This window comes from Shewanella sp. 6_MG-2023 (genome assembly GCF_030547195.1).
Classification (GTDB): domain Bacteria; phylum Pseudomonadota; class Gammaproteobacteria; order Enterobacterales; family Shewanellaceae; genus Shewanella.
On sequence record NZ_JAUOQU010000002.1, the window covers coordinates 116,962 to 135,987 of the forward strand.

At 43.3% G+C, this 19,026-nt stretch carries 18 protein-coding genes; 9 read left to right on the forward strand and 9 right to left on the reverse strand.

The window, feature by feature from the left end; genetic code table 11:
• Window positions 1-122 precede the first annotated feature (122 nt).
• The 9 genes from Q4533_RS01740 (at window position 123) to Q4533_RS01780 (ending at window position 9,837) form a co-directional block, all read left to right on the forward strand.
• Entirely contained in the window at window positions 123-1,166 is a 1,044-nt protein-coding gene (locus Q4533_RS01740; protein ID WP_303501584.1) for an XdhC family protein, read from the forward strand.
• Window positions 1,166-1,798: a nucleotidyltransferase family protein gene (locus tag Q4533_RS01745; RefSeq protein ID WP_303410781.1), complete on the forward strand. Its 633-nt coding sequence runs from the start codon at window positions 1,166-1,168 to the stop codon at window positions 1,796-1,798. Before Q4533_RS01740 ends, Q4533_RS01745 begins: the two co-directional genes overlap by 1 nt.
• Window positions 1,799-1,801: 3 nt before the next feature.
• A complete protein-coding gene (locus Q4533_RS01750) occupies window positions 1,802-2,266 on the forward strand; it encodes a (2Fe-2S)-binding protein (RefSeq protein WP_303462147.1) in 465 nt (154 codons plus the stop codon).
• 2 nt (window positions 2,267-2,268) lie between these two features.
• Window positions 2,269-4,512 carry a molybdopterin cofactor-binding domain-containing protein gene (locus Q4533_RS01755; RefSeq protein WP_303501587.1) on the forward strand — a complete coding sequence of 748 codons (2,244 nt, stop codon included), beginning with the start codon at window positions 2,269-2,271 and terminating at the stop codon, window positions 4,510-4,512.
• A gap of 295 nt (window positions 4,513-4,807) precedes the next feature.
• On the forward strand, window positions 4,808-6,310 hold the full coding sequence (locus tag Q4533_RS01760; RefSeq protein ID WP_303410775.1) for a pepsin-like aspartic protease: 1,503 nt from the start codon (window positions 4,808-4,810) through the stop codon (window positions 6,308-6,310).
• Complete coding sequence (locus Q4533_RS01765; RefSeq protein WP_303501590.1) at window positions 6,307-6,873, forward strand: GNAT family N-acetyltransferase; 567 nt, start codon at window positions 6,307-6,309, stop codon at window positions 6,871-6,873. Before Q4533_RS01760 ends, Q4533_RS01765 begins: the two co-directional genes overlap by 4 nt.
• Before the next feature lie 68 nt (window positions 6,874-6,941).
• Window positions 6,942-7,742 (forward strand): SAM-dependent methyltransferase, encoded by an 801-nt coding sequence (locus Q4533_RS01770; protein ID WP_303410771.1) that lies wholly within the window; start codon window positions 6,942-6,944, stop codon window positions 7,740-7,742.
• Between the two features lie 48 nt (window positions 7,743-7,790).
• Complete coding sequence (locus Q4533_RS01775; protein ID WP_303501592.1) at window positions 7,791-8,069, forward strand: hypothetical protein; 279 nt, start codon at window positions 7,791-7,793, stop codon at window positions 8,067-8,069.
• A 46-nt stretch (window positions 8,070-8,115) separates the two neighbouring features.
• Window positions 8,116-9,837: a GGDEF domain-containing protein gene (locus tag Q4533_RS01780; RefSeq protein WP_303501593.1), complete on the forward strand. Its 1,722-nt coding sequence runs from the start codon at window positions 8,116-8,118 to the stop codon at window positions 9,835-9,837.
• 145 nt (window positions 9,838-9,982) lie between these two features.
• Here the strand turns inward: Q4533_RS01780 and xthA are convergent, their stop codons facing one another.
• From xthA to Q4533_RS01825, 9 genes are all read right to left on the reverse strand, one after another.
• Window positions 9,983-10,792, reverse strand: coding sequence for an exodeoxyribonuclease III (gene xthA / locus Q4533_RS01785; protein ID WP_102476971.1), 810 nt, complete (start codon window positions 10,790-10,792; stop codon window positions 9,983-9,985).
• Complete coding sequence (locus Q4533_RS01790) at window positions 10,792-11,091, reverse strand: YciI family protein (protein ID WP_102437429.1); 300 nt, start codon at window positions 11,089-11,091, stop codon at window positions 10,792-10,794. Before Q4533_RS01790 ends, xthA begins: the two co-directional genes overlap by 1 nt.
• An 18-nt stretch (window positions 11,092-11,109) precedes the next feature.
• Window positions 11,110-11,655 (reverse strand): septation protein A, encoded by a 546-nt coding sequence (locus Q4533_RS01795; protein WP_076537104.1) that lies wholly within the window; start codon window positions 11,653-11,655, stop codon window positions 11,110-11,112.
• Between the two features lie 295 nt (window positions 11,656-11,950).
• Entirely contained in the window at window positions 11,951-12,781 is an 831-nt protein-coding gene (gene trpA, locus Q4533_RS01800) for a tryptophan synthase subunit alpha (RefSeq protein WP_198590468.1), read from the reverse strand.
• A gap of 4 nt (window positions 12,782-12,785) precedes the next feature.
• The gene (trpB, locus tag Q4533_RS01805; protein ID WP_102437427.1) at window positions 12,786-13,991 is read right to left on the reverse strand and encodes a tryptophan synthase subunit beta; all 1,206 of its coding nucleotides are present in this window, start codon (window positions 13,989-13,991) and stop codon (window positions 12,786-12,788) included.
• A gap of 73 nt (window positions 13,992-14,064) precedes the next feature.
• Window positions 14,065-15,516 (reverse strand): bifunctional indole-3-glycerol-phosphate synthase TrpC/phosphoribosylanthranilate isomerase TrpF, encoded by a 1,452-nt coding sequence (gene trpCF, locus Q4533_RS01810; RefSeq protein ID WP_303501596.1) that lies wholly within the window; start codon window positions 15,514-15,516, stop codon window positions 14,065-14,067.
• Entirely contained in the window at window positions 15,516-16,556 is a 1,041-nt protein-coding gene (trpD, locus tag Q4533_RS01815) for an anthranilate phosphoribosyltransferase (protein WP_102519774.1), read from the reverse strand. Before trpD ends, trpCF begins: the two co-directional genes overlap by 1 nt.
• On the reverse strand, window positions 16,556-17,191 hold the full coding sequence (locus Q4533_RS01820; protein ID WP_102437589.1) for an aminodeoxychorismate/anthranilate synthase component II: 636 nt from the start codon (window positions 17,189-17,191) through the stop codon (window positions 16,556-16,558). The genes trpD and Q4533_RS01820 overlap by 1 nt, the downstream gene beginning before the upstream one ends.
• 38 nt (window positions 17,192-17,229) lie before the next feature.
• Complete coding sequence (locus Q4533_RS01825) at window positions 17,230-18,780, reverse strand: anthranilate synthase component 1 (protein WP_102437424.1); 1,551 nt, start codon at window positions 18,778-18,780, stop codon at window positions 17,230-17,232.
• Between the last annotated feature and the right edge of the window lie 246 nt (window positions 18,781-19,026).

Below are 19,026 nucleotides of genomic sequence, written 5' to 3' on the forward strand. Positions count from 1 at the left end.
CCATAAGGCTTTGCATTGTTTAGCGGCTTTGCTAGCTTATAGTCACTTAAAGCACTTATGCTGCTTTGATTAATTACTGCTGAGCGGTGTTTTCATATCAATCAGCATGCTGGCAGGGACTCATGGCACATCATTTATTATCATTGTTAGACACTTGGGCTGAAAAACCGCAACAAGACTGGACTTTAGCAGTCATCACTTCTGTTGAAGGTTCTTCATACCGCAAACCTGGCGCCATTATGTTGTTTGACTCTTTGGGGAAAACCTTAGGCATGTTAAGTGGTGGCTGCTTGGAAGCAGACTTACGTCGTCACGCACAAAAGTCCATACAAACCCAGCAAGTTCAGCAATTAACCTATGACGCCACTGATGAAAATGACACCAGTTACCAACTAGGTTGTGGTGGTTTGGTCAACATTATGATGGTGCCGCTATTAGGTGATAATCATTACCTCGGCTTAGCCGAGTTACATCACCAGCTGACGCTAGGTAAAAAAGGCTCGTACCAATTATCGATAGTTGAGCATCATAGCCATGCTGGCCAAGTCGTAGGTAAGTTCGTTGCTGATGACATAGCTTACAAGCAAACTGCAGCAGACATTATTACTGGTATTGTTACTGACGTGAGTTCTGACAATAACCTCAACTTGTTACGTATCCCAGTCAGAAGCCCATTTCATTTAGGGGTGTTTGGTGGCGGGTTGGATGCACAGCCTTTGGTGGCTATGGCGCAGCAGCTTGACTGGCAAGTCAGCGTATTTGATAGTCGCTCTGCGTATGCAAGAGGCTATGATTTTCCAGATGCTAAGATTTGTAAAAAACCACTAACGCAGATAGATTTGTTAGAAATACAACACCTTGATGCGGCCGTAGTTATGAATCATAACTTGGATATGGACGCTGCAGCATTAAGCCTATTGCAAGGAACAAACCTCGCTTATATCGCGCTTTTAGGGCCAACTCATCGAAGAGATAAGGTGTTGCAAAAATGTCAGCTTTCAACTGATGATTTTAGTGGTTTTTTCTCAGCCCCTGCAGGGCTGGCATTAGGCGGAGAGCTACCAAGTTCTGTGGCCTTAAGTATCTTGTCTCAATGCCACGGGGTATTACATCACGGACTTAAGCGGCAAGGTGAGTTAAGTAATCTTGATAAGGTCATGCTTTGATGAATTTATTTTCTACTCCCCCTAATGTGGTCTCCGTGATGTTAGCCGCAGGGGGTAGTACTCGCTTTAATGGGGCAAAACTTGCCGCAACGTTAAGCGCTGATAATAACGCGCAAAGCCTAATTCAACAGAGTTATGCAATATTGAGTAAGGCGACAACCGAGTTAGATCTATCGCCACCAGTTTTGGTACTTGGCGGCCATAAAGACCTACTTAGTCCATTACTCGCCAATGACATTGAGATATTAACCAATCAAAACTGGCAATCAGGTTTGGCAAGTTCAGTGGCTATGGCGGCAAGTTATGCCCAATCACAACAGGCTGATGTATTACTACTGACATTAGCAGATCAAGTTGCCATCTCTCATTCAGATTATTTAAGCTTGTATGGGCTTTTTTGCCAATTTGGTAAAACCACTGCGGCTTATTACCAGCAAAGCCCCGGTGTACCAGCCATCTTTCTCGCCAGTGACTTTGAAGCATTACAGCAACTTGAAGGCGACAGTGGTGCGAAAAAAATATTAACACGACATTTAGAACAGCAACAATTGACTGTTTTGCCATTAGCGCAAGCGGCAATTGATATTGATACTCAAACCGATCTCAAGCAGTGGTTGGTCAACAAGGAGTAAGTTATGACACAACAAACACAAACGTTGCAGGTAAATGGCAAAAATTTTAGCCTTGATGCCGACCCGAATATGCCCATTTTATGGGCGCTGCGCGATATCTTAGGCTTAACTGGGACTAAGTTTGGTTGCGGCGCTGGCTTATGCGGCGCTTGCACTGTTCACCTTGATGGCAAACCGGTTAGAGGCTGCCTGACCAGTATTAAGCAAGCAGCAGGTAAGCAAATTACCACCATTGAAGGCCTTGAAGCTGACAAGTTAAAAGCGGCTTGGGTTGAACATAACGTACCGCAATGCGGTTATTGCCAAGCAGGGCAGTTAATGTCTGCAGCGGCATTATTAACCACGACAGCCAATCCAACAGAAGCACAAATTGATCAAGCGATGACCGGTAATATTTGTCGTTGCGGCACCTATCCACGTATTAAGGCAGCTATTTTTACTGCCGCTAACAGCAAAGCGGAGGCGTAATTATGACTACCTTTACCGCCGTAGAAAATATGAGTCGCCGTGGGGTGTTGAAGTTATTTGGCGCCGTAGGAGGTGGTTTAGCCCTTGGAGCATCTGGGCTTGCTTGGAGCCCAATGGCCATGGCAGAAGGCAAACAAGCGCAGCTAAACTTGTTTATTGCCATTAGTGAAGACAATAAAGTGTATTTGACCTGTCACCGCTCTGAAATGGGCCAAGGGATCAGAACGGGTATTCCTCAAGTATTAGCAGATGAGTTAGAAGCTGACTGGGAACAAATCGTCGTCGTGCAAGGCCTCGCTAACGAAGAGTTTGGCAGTCAAAATACCGATGGCAGTCGCAGTATTCGTAAGCATTATCAGCGAATGCGTCAAATGGGCGCTACTGCCCGAGTCATGCTTGAGCAAGCTGCTGCGAATGAGTGGAAAGTAGCGCCATCGCAAGTGTATGCCAAGGCGGGTAAAGTCCATGATAAGTCCTCCTCAAAGTCGTTAAGCTTTGGCGATTTAGCGCTAGCAGCAAGTGTATTAACTATGCCAGCACTTGATAGTGTGCCTTTAAAGCCTGCGTCAAAATTTACCCACATTGGTAAATCTCCCGCAATTGTTGATATGGACGACATGATCAGCGGTAAAGCGGTGTTTGGTTATGATATTAAGGTTGAAGGCATGGTTTACGCCTCAATCACTCGCCCGCCAGTTTTAGGCAGCGATGTTGCCTCAATTGATGACAGTGCAGCAAGGGCGGTTGCAGGAGTGCTAGATGTTATTCAAATTCCTATTGCTAAAGGCGCGCCGTTATTTCAAGCCCTTGGCGGGGTAGCTGTTATTGCGAGTAACACCTGGAGCGCAATTCAAGGTCGAAAAGCATTAAAAGTAACTTGGACCGAATCAGCTAATAGCCGTTATGACTCTGATGCAGATTTAGCTCAGCTAGTGACTCGGGTTGGCCAACCTGGACAAGTTATTCGCCAATTGGGTGACAGTGTTACTGATTGGAATAAAGATAATAGCTTATCAGCGGTGTACACAGTGCCGTATCTCACCCATGCGATGATGGAGCCACCTGTAGCGGTCGCTTCAGTTACCAAAGAAGGTTGCGAGCTGTGGGCATCAACTCAAACGCCCCAAAGCACTCAGAAAAATGTTGCCGGCACTTTAGGGCTTAAAGACGAGCAAGTTAAAGTCAATGTCACCCTACTTGGTGGTGGTTTTGGACGTAAATCTAAGCCCGACTTTAGTGTAGAAGCGGCGATATTATCTAAGCAACTGAATAAACCAGTAAAAGTCAGCTGGAGCCGTGAAGATGAAATTCAAAATGGCTATTACCATGCAATTAGCGCTCAGTATTATCAAGCTAAGTTAGATAGCAACAAAGTGCCGCAGGCGTTACTGGCTCGCAGTGGTTTCCCGTCTATTAGTTCAACCTTTGCTGAAGGCGTTGATATGCCATCGGCTGGCGAATTGGACCTGGGCTTTTCCGATATGCCGTTTAATTTACCTCAAATTCAATTAGAGTCAGTGAAAGCCACGGCTCACTCTCGTATCGGTTGGATGCGCTCTGTGTGTAATATTCAACACGGTTTTGGGATCGGTAGCTTTGTCGATGAACTGGCGGTCAATGCTGGTAAACCTTGCATTGCAATGTGGCGTGAGCTGCTCGGTACGCCACGCTATGAAAAGCTTGAGAACCAAATCGTCAAATACGGTAACTATGGTGAAACCTTAGATGATTTTCCCATCGATATTGGTCGTTTTCTTGGTGTTATCGACGCGGTAGAAAAAGCGATGGCGAAACACCCTAAAGTCAAAGACGGTCAAGGCTGGGGTTTTGCAGTGCATCGTAGTTTTGTCAGCTACGTGGCGGTTGCGACATTAGTTGAAGTTAACGGCGATAACCTCAAGGTCTTAAAGAGTATCGCCGCCATTGATGCGGGTACAGTGGTTAACCCTGATAGAGCGCACTCTCAAACAGAAGGTGCGGTTATATTTGGTTTAAGCCTCGCGATGATGGGCGAGATTAGCTACAAAGACGGTAAAGTGGAGCAATCAAACTTCCATAACTATCGGTTATTACGAATGGGGCAATCACCTGAAATTGAAACCATTGTCGTGGCATCAAGCGAAAAACCCGCTGGTGTGGGTGAGCCCGGTGTGCCGCCTGTGGCGCCAAGTTTAACCAATGCGATTTTTGCTGCTACCGGTAAGCGCTATCGTGATTTACCACTGAATAAAGTGTTAAAAATGTAACTTTAGCCAGCAAGTTTAAACGCCCAAATTGGTGATAGAATTTGGGCGTTTTTTTGTAAGTATTTTTAATAATAAAGTATAAATAACACTGAAATTTGCAAGACCAGCACAGGCTTTATTGAAGTGAGCACATATTCGATTTAGAAGGTCAACAGTGACGCTTTTTGTAAAAAGGGGCCATGCTAATGTTTTGGCTAAGAGTTAATTAAAACAAGTAAGGTAATTTTATTTAATATAAGCTAAAGCTAAATTATCGATTTTAAAAGTAAATCTCAACAGCACAGGACTGCGACACATGACAGCAACACATCCATTGGCCTTACCTCTCATCAATATTTATGCAAAAGGCGGTTACACAGTAAAGTTACATATTGGCAGTCAACAAACGGAAGTGAACTTAATTGTTGATTCTGGTAGTAGCACATTAGTTGTCGGTCAAGTCGCTTATCACCCCGAAGATGATACAGATTTAACGGCCACCAGTTTTGCTCAGGAAGTGACTTACGGTATCGGTGGTTGGGACGGACCTGTCATAAATACGAATGTCACCATAGGCAATGATACATTTTCATTTACTTTGAATCCGTGTCCTGTAGCAGTGGTGTCTTCGCTGGCACAACGCAAAACATTTGGCGAAGCCAATGGTATTTTAGGCCTAGCTTACTATCAACTGAATTCAAGCTATGACCTGCATGATTATTTAGTTGAACGTAATGTTTCCCCGCCAGTTACCTATCCTTGGCCATTTTCAGAAGAGGATTCGGTTTGCCCAAATGATACTCATCACCACACTGATGAACATCAGCACTTTAGTAGCAATGATTTAACCCGCTTTAAGGCTTTTTTAAAAACTCAGCCAGAGCAGGATATTTTGCCGTATTTTACCCAGTTAGAAACTCAAGGATTATGTGCAAACAAGTTCGCTTTTTACTCTCAGCGATCCAGTGTGCATGTGGCAAGTGCAACGCCATCAAAAGCATCACTTGCTGCAGATCCTTTAAATCAGGGCTGGTTAATTCTTGGTGGTGGCAAAGAGCAAACACACTTATATCAAGGTCAATTCAAGCACATAAAGGTTGAACATAACGTACACTACAATGTCACCTTAGTTGGGATTAAAGTGGGTGACTTTGCGCAAATTAATGCCGCCGATCTTAAACCTGAATTTGCCTACTACTTAACCAATGCAATTATCGATACCGGCACTAGCGGTATCATGTTAACCGATGTGTTATTCGAGGGGTTAAAGCAGAACTTACACACACTGACTCAAACTGTAGCGGCGTCCAAACCAAACAAACACACTGGCATTCCACAGGATTTTTTAAGCTTAATTGCGCCTTTTACTGACCTTGCAGCACAAGAAGTGGGGATCGATGCCGAATTACTGGATTTAACGCAGTGGCCAGATATTGAGTTTATTTTTGCGGGTCATTCTGAGTGTGATGGTCATGGCGGTGCGCCAGCTTCTCATACTCACTCTCAAACTCAAACTCATACTCAAACCAATAGTCACCAACCAGAACCCATCACATTAACTTGCAAGCCCCATGATTACTGGCAACTTAATAGTCCTTTACAAGGTAAAGCGTGTTTCAAAATTATTGGCAAGTTACCTCAGTGGGGTAATCAGTCATTAATTGGCTTACCGCTACTCAACAATTACTACGTTATTTTTGATCGGGAGGAGCATAAAACTGGAGTGATTCGTTTTGCAGAGCAAGTACCCTTTGAATCAAAACTGGTGCAAGGGGCAGCCAAACATCAGCTATCAGTATCAACGGGTGCGGTTAAATGAATTACAGCTTTAACACTCAACGTCTGTCGATGCGATTAATACAGCAAGGTGATTTTGACATATTTGTGCAGCTTTATTCCGACCCTAAGACAATGCGAAAAATATGCGCCCCTTTTGAGCCGAAGCAAATCAAACAATTTTTCGAAACTGCCATTCAAAATAACCTTACCCCAACAAAAAAATACTGGGTTTGGGTCATCGAACACAATAACCAAGCAATCGGTTTACAAAGTTTATTTGCACAACAAAATCAATCGAACCGCGCAGATATAGGCATTATGTTACTAAGACAATATAACGGTAAGTTACTTGCTGAAGAGGCGACTATCGGCTTAATTAGTTTTGGTTTTAGTCAGCTTAAATTCGAACGAATTTACGCTCAATATGACAGCACCAATTATGCAACCCATAGGATTACCCAAAAGTTGGGGTTTATTAACGAACAGCCAGAAGCTGATATCACTGGTAAAAAAAGCACTAAAGGTAAACCTGAACACATCAGTAGTTATGTCACCGGGGAAACTTGGCAAAAATCACTGCCAAATCATATTAATACCTGTTAAATTGTTACCATCAAGGTAACATTGAAGCAACATTAGCTGTAATTATTAAGGCGTGAGAATACACTCCAATGAATGGATCTTTAGTTTGCGTAGGGTTAGGAATGACGCTAGGGGCGCATATTTGTCCTATTAGCAAGAGCCATATTGATAAAGCCGACGTGGTATTTTCTGGTGTCTCTAACGGTATTGTCGAGTTATGGCTTAAAGAAATGCACCCCGATGTCCGAAGCCTGCAAGTCTTCTACGATAAAGGAAAGTCTCGCCACATTACCTATAAACAAATGGTTGATGCCATGCTCGAACAAGTCAGAGCGGGTAAAAAAGTCGTTGGCGCTTTTTACGGCCACCCAGGCGTATTCGCTCAAGCTCCCCATGTCGCTATCGAACAGGCAAAACAAGAGGGGTTTGCTGCCAAGATGATCCCCGGTATTTCTGCTGAAGACTGTTTATACGCTGATTTAGGCATCGACCCTGGTCGCGTTGGTTGCCAACATTTTGAAGCAAGTCAATTTATGTTCTATCAACGCAAAATTGATGCATCTGCTTACCTCGTATTATGGCAGGTGGGCGTTGCTGGGGATAAGTCATTAGAGCGACTTGAGACAGGGCAAGCCCATAAGCAACTGCTAGTTGAGCTGTTACTTGAAACATACCCTGCAGACCATTCGGTCATATTGTATGAAGCGGCAGTGTTACCGATTGATAAGGTTCGCCAACAGCATATCCCAGTTAACGAACTAGCCCAAGTTGCTATCCATCAACATACCACATTGGTGATCCCACCTTCAGAAAGTATGAAAGTTAATACCAAATTACAAACTCGACTGCTTGAGCTTGAAGCTCAATTAAGTCACCACCAAGCAAGTTAATTTGTAAATATAAGCTGGATTTACAAGACATCATTTTAAGGAGAAAACATGTCAAACATTATTCAATTACTCGAGCGTATGGGCCAAGATGCGGACTTACAAAATCCACTTTCATTAGCGGATGCGATTTCAACATCCAATTTAACTCCTGAGTTAAAACAGGCATTATCAAGTAATGACATCACTAGCTTAGAAAAGCAGCTTGATATTTGCCCTGATATTGTTTGCATGATGCTTCCTGCAGAAGGTGAAAAACCAGCAGAGGATGACAAACCTGCTGATGAAAGCCAGCCTGAAGATAAAGATAACGACCCCTCAAATACTTAACTATTTACATAGATAACTGGCGAAAATAAAAATGGATCTAAAGTTGATGAAAAAGTTTGTTTTTATTTTCGCACTATTTATTTCAACATCGCTAAACGCAAATTACATCGATGATTTGTTAGTTAAGGCTGATAATCTTCGTAGTAGCCACCCAGAAACGTTTCAGACAATATTATCAGAACTAGAACAAGCACAGCTGTCTCAGCAACAACAAGGGCATTACCACTACCTGCTGGCTTATCAAAAATCATTTAAAGGTGACTTTAAAGGCGCGATAGCGCTCTATACCGATATTGTTGATAACGATCAAACATCCACGTCGATTAGATTTCGGGCAACGATATCACTGGTTAACATCTATGCTATATCGAAAGATTGGAATCAAGGCCTAAAGCATCTGCTCATTAGCCAAAGCTTATTGCCCGATATTGTAGATAACGAAAATAAACAACGTGGATTACTCATCAATGCCATTTTTTATAATCAAATTGGTCAATATGAGCTAGGTGAAGAATATGCCAGTAAGCTATCTGATTACGTCACAAAAGGCCGTAATCACTGCATGGCGGCGCAGCTTTCATTAGAAGCCAAGTCTAAGCTCAATTTACTTGACTACGACAGTCCACTTTTTAATGATGCTATTGAGTCTTGCGAGCAGGCCCAAGAGCCTGTAGTGCTGAGTGGGATTTATACCTCTAAGGCTTCATTATTAATTAAGCAAAATTATCATCAGAAAGCGTTAGTGCTATTGCTAAAACACCAATCGATGATTGAGCAAACCCAATACACCCCAATATTATCCTATTACCATGGATTGCTTGCTCAAGCCTATTTCGACTTAGGTGAAAACCAGCAGGCTAAAGAAATGGCTTTAAAGACATTAACTTATACTGAAACTTTAGGCAGTTCAGAACCAGAAGTGATTGCTAATAAAATATTGTATAGCCTTGCTGAACAAGCGAATAACCCCATTGAGGCGCTTAAATATTATCAACAATTTGCCGAAGCGGATAAGGCTTACTTGAATGATATAAAAGCCAAACACTTAGCTTATCAACTCGCAAAACATCGAGCTGCTGAGCAACAAAATAATATTGAGTTTTTACGCCAACAAAACAATTTATTATTGCTAAAACAAAAGATTGATACCGTTGAATCAGAAAATAACCGTCTATTTATCGCACTGCTCATTTTGTGTGTCACCGTATTACTAGGGATGATTTTCAGAACCAAATCGACGCAAAAGAAACTGCGTCATCTAGCGCAAAATGATGCTCTAACCGGATTGTTTAATCGTCGCTATTTCACTCAACGTGCCACTATTGCGATTGCCAGATGTAATAACCTCAAGCAGTCAGGCAGCTGTATATTGTTTGACTTAGACAGGTTCAAAAACATCAATGACAGTTATGGCCATAAAACAGGGGACTGGGTATTAAAAATGGTCGCTTCAGAGTGCAAAGAAATAGTCCGTAATAAAGATATTTTTGCCCGTGTTGGCGGTGAAGAGTTTTGTTTGTTTTTGCCCAACTGCAGCATAAGCGATGCATTAGTCATAGCTGAAACCTACCGAGCCAAACTTAATGCAATCATCACTGATGAAACAGGGTTTAATTTTGAGATAAGTGGCAGCTTTGGGGTGAGTGACTTCAGCACTTCTGGTACATCATTAGATAAACTGATTGCTGATGCTGACCATGCCATGTATCAAGCTAAGAAATCTGGCCGAAACAAAGTTTGTGCATCAACTGAAACTTATGCCGATTAATCTAGGCATCAATAAAGCCACCTTGGTCATTTAAAGCGAGGCAGTTATCAAAAAGCCTAACTACTATATACTCAAGGTGTAGTTAGGCTTTTTAGGACAAGACATAGGAATGCCAACCTTAAGGTTTTACATTCGCATCAGAAAACTAGTCTGAAAAAGTACTCCAAATCGGGGCGTGATCTGATGGTTTTTCAATAGCGCGTAAATCGTAATCTACGTCTGATTCAGTCAGCCTTGGCAACATAGATTTGGTCACCATCACCACATCAATACGTAAACCGCGGTTATCCACAAAGCCCTTACTGCGATAATCAAACCAAGAATAACGCTCAGTGCGATCTGGGTGTAATTCACGGAAACTATCAACAAAGCCCCAGTCTTTTAATGTCGCTAACCATTCACGTTCTTCAGGTTGAAAACTGCACTTACCGCTTTTAAGCCAACGCTTGGCGTTCACTTCACCAATACCAATATCTAAATCAATCGGTGAAATATTAATATCACCAATAATCGCGATATCTTCATCTGGGGTGTGGTTATCGGCAAGGTGTTGCATTAAGTCTTGGTAGAATTTGCGTTTAGCAGGGTATTTAGTCTCATGGCTGATGTTCTCCCCTTGTGGGAAATAGCCATTTATCACAGTTAGAATACGGCCATTAGCTTGAGTAAACTTACCCATGATCATCCGGCGTTGGGCATCTTCTGCATCGCTACTAAAACCTTTAATGACTTCAACAGGTTCAGCTTTTGACAGCATAGCCACACCGTAATGGGCTTTACCACCGTGATAATGTACGTGATAACCCATTGCTTCAACGTCAGCGACTGGAAATGCTTCATCGTGGACTTTGGTTTCTTGCAGGCCAATAACATCAGGCTGGTGGCTGTCGATTAACGCTTGCAGCTGATGCAAACGTGCTCGAATACCATTAATGTTAAATGAGACTATTTTCATTAAACCAGTACTCTTTTAAATGGCTTAACGATAACTTTTTCATAAACGCCCGCTGCAATATACGGGTCTTCATCTGCCCAAGCTTGTGCAGCGACTAATGACTCAAAATCAGCAACTACTAACGAACCGGTAAAGCCTGCTTCACCAGGATTTTCGTTATCAATAGCAGGATGAGGGCCTGCAACAAGCAAACGACCTTCGCCAGCCAATGCTTCTAGGCGCGCTAAATGAGCAGGGCGGACAGCCATGCGCTTTTCTAAACTGTTTTCAACATCTTGTGACGAAATCATGTACCACATAAGTAAGTTTCCTTAAGTTTATTTTGCTTGTTCAGACTCATCATGTTCCATATGTTTATACAGATACACAACGGTAATAACAGTATTGACCAGTGTTAATGCACTTAAGCCAAAGACTTTAAAGTTGACCCAGGTTTCTAGCGGCAAACTGAAGGCAACATAGATATTAGCCAAACCACAGGCAACAAAGAAGGTAACCCAATACCAAGTGACGTTGGCCCAAATGTTATCAGCACACTTCATTTCTTTGCCAAGCATGCTTTTTAAAATTGGCTTGCCAATTAACTGGCTGACAAGTAATGCGATGGCGAAGAAGGCATAGACTATGGTGACTTTCCATTTAATGAATGCGTCATCATGGAACACTAAGGTTAAGGTGCCGAAAAAGGTCACCATGGCAAAGGTGATTAAATGCATTTTTTCGACTTGTTTATAGAGCAAATAAGTCACGATAAGCTGCACGGCTGTGGCAGCAATTAGCGCACCTGTTGCAGTATAAATATCATAAAATTTATAGACGGTAAAAAAGATAACCAATGGCAGAAAATCAAGCAGTTGTTTCATTAGATGCAATAACCTAAAAGTAAGTGTTAGCAGTCCGTTTGCTAAAGGAAAATAATGGCTCAAAGTGTAGCAGTTACCGCAGCTGATCTGAAGTTGATTCGCCGTCGTTCGGCTGAACTTGGGGAAATTTTGATAAGTTTTTATTGATCGTTGAGGATCGGTATTGGCGCTGTGTATGTTTGGCCCCATTAATATAAAAAAATGCCGCAATCCTATTGGATTACGGCATATTTAGTTTCAATGTTTTGCTTTAATTAACGTCAGCTTATGTCCGTTGACTTGTAAGCTTACTCAATTAGCCCTTATGCGTCGCCGCTTTCATATTACGGGTAAATTCAGCTAACTGTTGTAGCAATGCCGCTTCATCGTGCTGGTTTCGCTCAATGATTTTCACTACAGCAGAACCTGAAATTGCGCCAGCAGCGCCAGCGTTAATAGCTTCACTGACTTGGCTTGGCTCAGCAATACCAAAACCTAATAATGGTGGCGGTGCATTATATTCAGCCAGTTTAGCGAGTATTTGATCAATGGGCTGGCCAGCTTTTGACTCTGTTCCTGTTACCCCTGCACGAGATAACAAATAGGTATAGCCTTGACCTTCAACGCTGACCATTTTTAAGGTGTCGCTATCAGCATTAGGCGGGGCGATAAAAATTGGCGAGATCCCGTGTTTTTTAGCAGCTTCACTAAAGGGAGCTGACTCTTCAACGGGCACGTCCGCAATTAGCACAGAATCAACACCGGCTTGTTGCACTTTGCTATAAAACGCATCAATGCCATTAGTAAACACAAGGTTTGCGTATAACAATAAGCCAATAGGCATATCTGGGTATAACTCACGCACTTGGGTGAGCAGCGCAAAGCAATCAGCCACTGTGGTGCCAGAGTCTAGGGCACGTAAGTTTGCGCCTTGGATCACAGGGCCATCTGCTAATGGATCTGAAAACGGAAAGCCTAACTCTAATGCGTCAGCGCCGTTATCCACTAGGGTTTTAATGATGTTAAGTGATACTTCAACCGATGGATCGCCTAAGGTCACAAAAGGCACAAAAGCGCCTTGTTTTTTAGCGGCTAATTCAGCGAAAGCAGCTTGATAACGATTGGTATTATTTACAGACATGTTGATTTCCTTATTTCGCAGCATCAGCTGAAGCACGTTGTTCTAGAATGTCAGAGACGGTGAAAATATCTTTATCACCACGGCCCGAAAGGTTAACCACTAAAATGGTTTCTTTGGTTGCCTCTTTTGCTAATCGTACGGCATAAGCGATCGCGTGAGCTGACTCTAATGCTGGGATAATCCCTTCAGTGCGAGCCAATAACTGGAAACACTCTAAGGCTTCATCATCGGTTGCTGACTCATATCGAGCGCGGCCAATTGAATTTAAATAAGCATGCTGTGGACCAACAGATGGGAAATCAAGACCTGCTGACACTGAGTATGATTCTTCAATTTGGCCATCGCTATTTTGCATTAGCGGCGCTTTCATCCCAAAGAAAATACCAGTTTTACCGTGCTTTAACGGCGCGCCGTGCATTGGGGTATCAATGCCTTTACCTGCCGGCTCAACGCCAATAAGCTCAACGTCTTTTTCATCAATAAAGTCAGCGAACATGCCAATGGCGTTTGAACCTCCACCGACACAGGCAATCACGGCATCTGGTAAACGGCCTTCTTTTTTAAGAATTTGCTGTTTAGTTTCTTCACCAATCATGCGCTGAAATTCACGTACAATTGTCGGAAATGGATGCGGCCCAGCAGCTGTGCCTAATAAGTAATGTGCTTTGTCATAACTTGCAGACCAGTCACGCATGGCTTCATTACAAGCATCTTTAAGGGTACCTGAGCCTGAGGTGACAGGGATAACTTCTGCGCCCATTAACTTCATTCTAAATACGTTAGGTGATTGACGCTCAACGTCTTTAGCGCCCATGTAAACTTTACATTTAAGCCCTAATAACGCACAGGCTAATGCCGATGCAACGCCATGTTGGCCTGCTCCGGTTTCTGCAATAATTTCTTTTTTACCCATACGTTTTGCCAGTAATGCCTGACCTAATACTTGGTTAGTTTTATGGGCGCCGCCGTGGAGTAAGTCTTCACGCTTTAGGTAAATTTTTACCATTGGGTTAGGGCTTAAATTACGGGTTAATGTCAGCGCAGTTGGGCGGCCAGCATAGTTTTTCAGTAAATCAGTAAACTCTTTTTGAAACTCAGGATCTTCTTGAGCATCAACAAAGGCAGTTTCTAGTTGCTTAAGAGCAGGGACTAGAATTTGTGGCACATACATGCCGCCATATTCACCAAAATAAGGGTCTAACTTAAGCTTTGTCATGGGTATTCCTTAATGATTCTGTTTAATTTTGTTGTTTAGCAGGCGCTTTGCCATTCAGTCTTGCCTAATGGCACTAATTATTTCTAATGGCGTTAAAGGCTAAATTAATTTTGTGTGCATCTTTAATTCCGGGCGCAGATTCAACCCCTGAATTAACATCTAAGCCATAAAAGCCTTGCTGGTTGGCTTCAAATATATTTTCGGGTGTCAGCCCACCTGCAAGCATGGCGTTATCTCGTTCAGTCGCTGTTATAACTGATGAATCGAGTAACCCTTGCCAGTTAAATGTCTCGCCGGTGCCGCCAAATCCAGCACTATTTTTACTATCGAATAAGTATCGGCCACAGCCTTGTGCTTTATCGCCAACGGTATTGGTGCTGCTGTCTACGCTCACCGCTTTCCAAATTTGGCAATCAAGCTTGGCGCTTGCGAGTAATTGTTTTAGCTCGCTTATGTCGGCGCTGGTTTCATTACCGTGTAATTGCACTACCTTTAAACCAACAGCCTTGACGGTTGCAACGATTTCAGCATTGGCTTGATTGACAAATACGCCGACAAAATGAAGTCCAATGCCTGCTTGCTGGCTTTGGTTAACAAGGTCTGCCGCGTGTTCAACGCTGACATGACGTGGCGATTTTGAATGAAAGATTAATCCGCCAAATACCGCGCCCGCTTGAGCTACCACGCTAATGTCTTCAAAACGGGTTAAACCACACACCTTATTATTGCCAAAAATGAGCTGACGACAGGCTAAATCAATATCATCTTGGGCCATAATTGAACTGCCAACAAGGTAGCCATCAACCAGTGGATTTAATCGCTTAACTTGTTGGTTGGTGTAAATGCCAGACTCACTAATAATAACTCGGTCAGCTGGAATTTGCGGCGCTAAGGCTTCTGTCATGGCAAGGTCGGTACTTAAGTCACGCAAGTTACGGTTATTAATACCGATAATAGCGGCATTAAGTTCAATTGCTCGGTCTAACTCTTGTTGATTACTGACTTCAGTTAAGGCATCTAAATTGTATTTTGCGGCTTCAGCGGCTAAAAGCTTGTATTGCTCATCATCAAGTACTGACAACATTAATAGCACTGCATCGGCGCCTTGGTGAGCCGCAAGCTTGATTTGGTATGGGTCAACAAAGAAGTCTTTGCATAAAATAGGTTGGCTAACGCGAGCGCGTACTAACGGAATATAGTCTATATCGCCTTGGAAAAACTGCTCATCGGTTAATACTGAAATACCGGCGGCATATTTGACGTAAATGTCGGCAATGGCTTCAACATCAAACACAGGGCGAATGAGGCCTTTAGAAGGGCTGGCTTTTTTACATTCAAAAATATAACCGGCATTGGGTGCCTTAAGCGCATCAAACAAACTACGGTCTGAAATTTTTGGCTGTAAGCTGGCTTCAGGGTAGCGCAATTTTAATGAGGCAATATGCGCTACTTTGGTATCAACAATCTTGGTTAATACGTTTGATTCTTTATCCGCTGTATTAGCGCCAGAGTTAGTGGTAGTCATTATTTCGCATCCTCTTGTTGGCTTGCTGCAGCGAGTTGGGTTAATACTTCATAAGCTTTACCACTGTTGATGGTTTCAAGTGCTAACGCTGTGCCTTGCTGTACCGTGTCACACACACCGCTGACATAAAGCGCACAGCCGGCATTAATGGCGACAGCGTCACGATGAGCAGGTTGGCCTTCACCTTTTAAAATTGCTTGGGTGATAAGGGCATTGTCACTTGGCTCACCACCTTCTAGTGCTTTAATTTCTGCAGGCTCAACACCTAAGTCTTGTGGGGTTAATTTATAAAAACGAATTTTGCCATCATTAAGCTCAGCTACTTGGGTTTCGCCATGTAACGCAACTTCATCTAAACCGCTGCCATACACCACCATTGCACGTTTCACGCCTAAGGCATTAAGCACATTGACAATCGGCGCGATTAGTTTCGGTGAATACACCCCAAGTAACATGGCTTCAGGTTTTGCTGGATTAATCAGCGGGCCTAGAATATTAAAAATGGTGCGAGTTTTAAGGGCTTGCCTTACAGGCACAGCATGTCTTACACCGGCATGGTAATGGGGCGCAAACAAGAAACATAAACCAAAATCATCAACACATTTACTGGCAGATTCAGGGCTCATGGTTAAGGCTATGCCGCAGTGCGATAGCACATCAGATGCGCCCGATTTACTCGATACGCCGCGATTACCATGTTTAGTGACTTTTGCTCCTGCAGCTGCAGCAACAAAAGACGCGGTAGTAGAGATATTAATGGTGTTATGGCCATCGCCACCTGTGCCAACAATATCGACTACGCCTTGGCTTAACGACGATGCGCTTCGTGGGAAAGGTTTAGCCGCTCGACGCAGCGCATCTGCAGCACCTGTTATTTCATCAATGGTTTCGCCGCGCATTTTTAGCGCCACTAACATGCCCGCCATGGCGACGGGATCCATTTCGCCAGCAACAATAGCACTAAATAATTGCGCACTTTGGTCGCGAGTAAGGGCATTACCTTGGTATAGCGAGTCTAAAAGTGGTTGTAGCTCAGCCATTACAGGGCTCCTTTAACTGGTGAATCAACACTAGCTGACGTATCAACATCTGCAGATGTTTGAGTTAGGTAGGTAAGCGTTTGCGTTAATAAGGTGCTGCCTAAAGTGGTTAATATTGATTCTGGGTGAAATTGAAAACCCACCACTTTATCTTGAGGATGCAAAATTGCCATTGGCATATCATCTGTACTGGCAATGACCTCTAAACATGCCGGCACTTGAGTGGCGACTAAGCTGTGATAACGGGCAACGGGCAGAGGTGAAGGCAGGTTAGCAAATACACCTTCGCCATTATGAATGGTTGGACTGGCTTTACCATGAACGACAAAAGGAGCGCGTTCGACTTTACCGCCGTAATGCTCAACCATGGCTTGATGACCCAGACAAATTCCCAGCATAGGGACTTTACCCGCCACTTTTGCAATAAGCTCCATCATGCAGCCTGCTTCGTGAGGCGCACCGGGGCCGGGAGATAATACTAATGCGGCTTTACCGTTTTCGCTTATTAGCTTTTCTGCTAAATAATCAGCACTGACATCATTACGATAAATCATCACTTCAAAGCCTAAGCAGCGGAATTGATCCACTAAGTTGTAGGTAAATGAGTCGAAGTTATCGAGTAAATATAATTTCATATTATTGTCTTGCGTGGCAGTTGTGTTTAAAAGAGTGCTCATAGTCCGCCTCCCATTTTAATTGCTGAAATAACGGCTTGTGCTTTTTGACGGGTTTCGTTGGCTTCAGCTTGGGGATCGGAGTCAAACACCACACCCGCACCAGCTTGAATATGGGCAACATCATGTTTAACAAAGGCTGAGCGGATCACAATACAGGTATCCATATCACCTAAACCATTAAGGTAACCGACAGCGCCGCCATAACTGCCACGACGAGCTTGTTCAGCTTGTCTAACTAACTGTGAAGCACGAACTTTAGGCGCGCCAACTAAGGTGCCCATATTCATACTTGCTTGGTAGGCATGTAGCGCGTCTAAATCTTCGCGTAATTGACCTGTCACCCGACTCACCAAATGCATCACGTGAGAGTAGCGGTCAACTTTTAATAACTCGGCCACTTTACGACTGCCGCTTTGACTAATACGAGCAATATCGTTACGGGCCAAATCCACTAACATTAAGTGCTCAGAGAGCTCTTTTTTATCAAGGCGCAGTTCAAGTTCAATACGGCTATCTAAATCAAAATCAATCTGGCCATCGGCAGTTTTACCCCGTTGGCGGGTACCCGCAATAGGGTAGATTTCTACTTGATTGGTGGCGGCTTCATATTTAAGGGCGCTTTCAGGTGATGCGCCAAATAAAGTGAAATCAGGACCACGAAAGTAAAACATGTATGGACTTGGGTTAGTCAGTCTTAATGCGCGGTATGCACCTAGAGTATTAGGGCAAGGCAAGCTAAAGCTACGTGAGGGGACAACCTGGAAAATATCGCCAGCAACAATGTGCTCTTTTAAATCAACCACGGTTTGTTTAAAGGCGTCATCGCTGATATTGACTTGAGTCGGGGCATCAATACTGACCAATGGCGCTACTGCTGCCAATGTTTGGCAATTGGCTTTAAGCTGAGTAACTCGCTCAAGCAGTGACGAGGCTTGAGCTGCACTGTCGAAAAATTGATGAGTAATAATGTCGGCTTGCTGGGTTTGGTGGTCAACCAAGATTAAGGTTTCAGCTAAATAAAATAAGTAATCAGGGCAATCGTTGTCGGCATTAGGAACATCAGGTAGCGGCTCTACCGTATCAATCAAGTCATAGGCCAACACACCGCCTAAAAATAAGTCCTCAAAAGCATCACTTTGATCAGTTTGTATGTGCTGGACAAACATTCTTAAACCATCAAGGGGTGAGGTGGACTTTAAGCGGGCATCTTCATCTTGTAGCTCTTTGGCTTTAGCAAGATGAATGGTAATAACATTATCTTGGCGTTGTTGCTCACTGGATTGGAAAAAGTTACTGATTGGCGTAAGTAAGCTGGCGCCGTTATCAGTTAATGCAGTAAAGGTGAGCTGGTAACCATCACAGCGGACCATCATGGCTGCATGGGTCAATACAATACTTTTAAGATGATCTTTGCTTTCTATTTCTGCTGACTCTAACAACATAGTATGCGGCGCATTAGCAGTAATATGCTGATAAAGACTAAGCGGGTCAGCGTGATATGCTAAGGTCTGCTTTTGGGTTACCACATGGGCAAATTGATGTTCCATAATGCTTATTGCGCCTCGCTTATAGTGTGCTTTTTCATACTCTGTTCTCTTCATTTTAGCTTGGATTGCGTTAGTTTTATTGGAGAGTGCAAGCCGTAAATAGCAAAAAAGCCCACATCTCTGCGGGCTTTTTAGTAAAATCTTGTGTTATTTAAATAACCACAACGCTTCACACCACCCGTTAATTTGGGAAGTGCCACCACCAACTGATGTTTAACGCGTTAAAGTTTGTCATTTAAAAAGGTT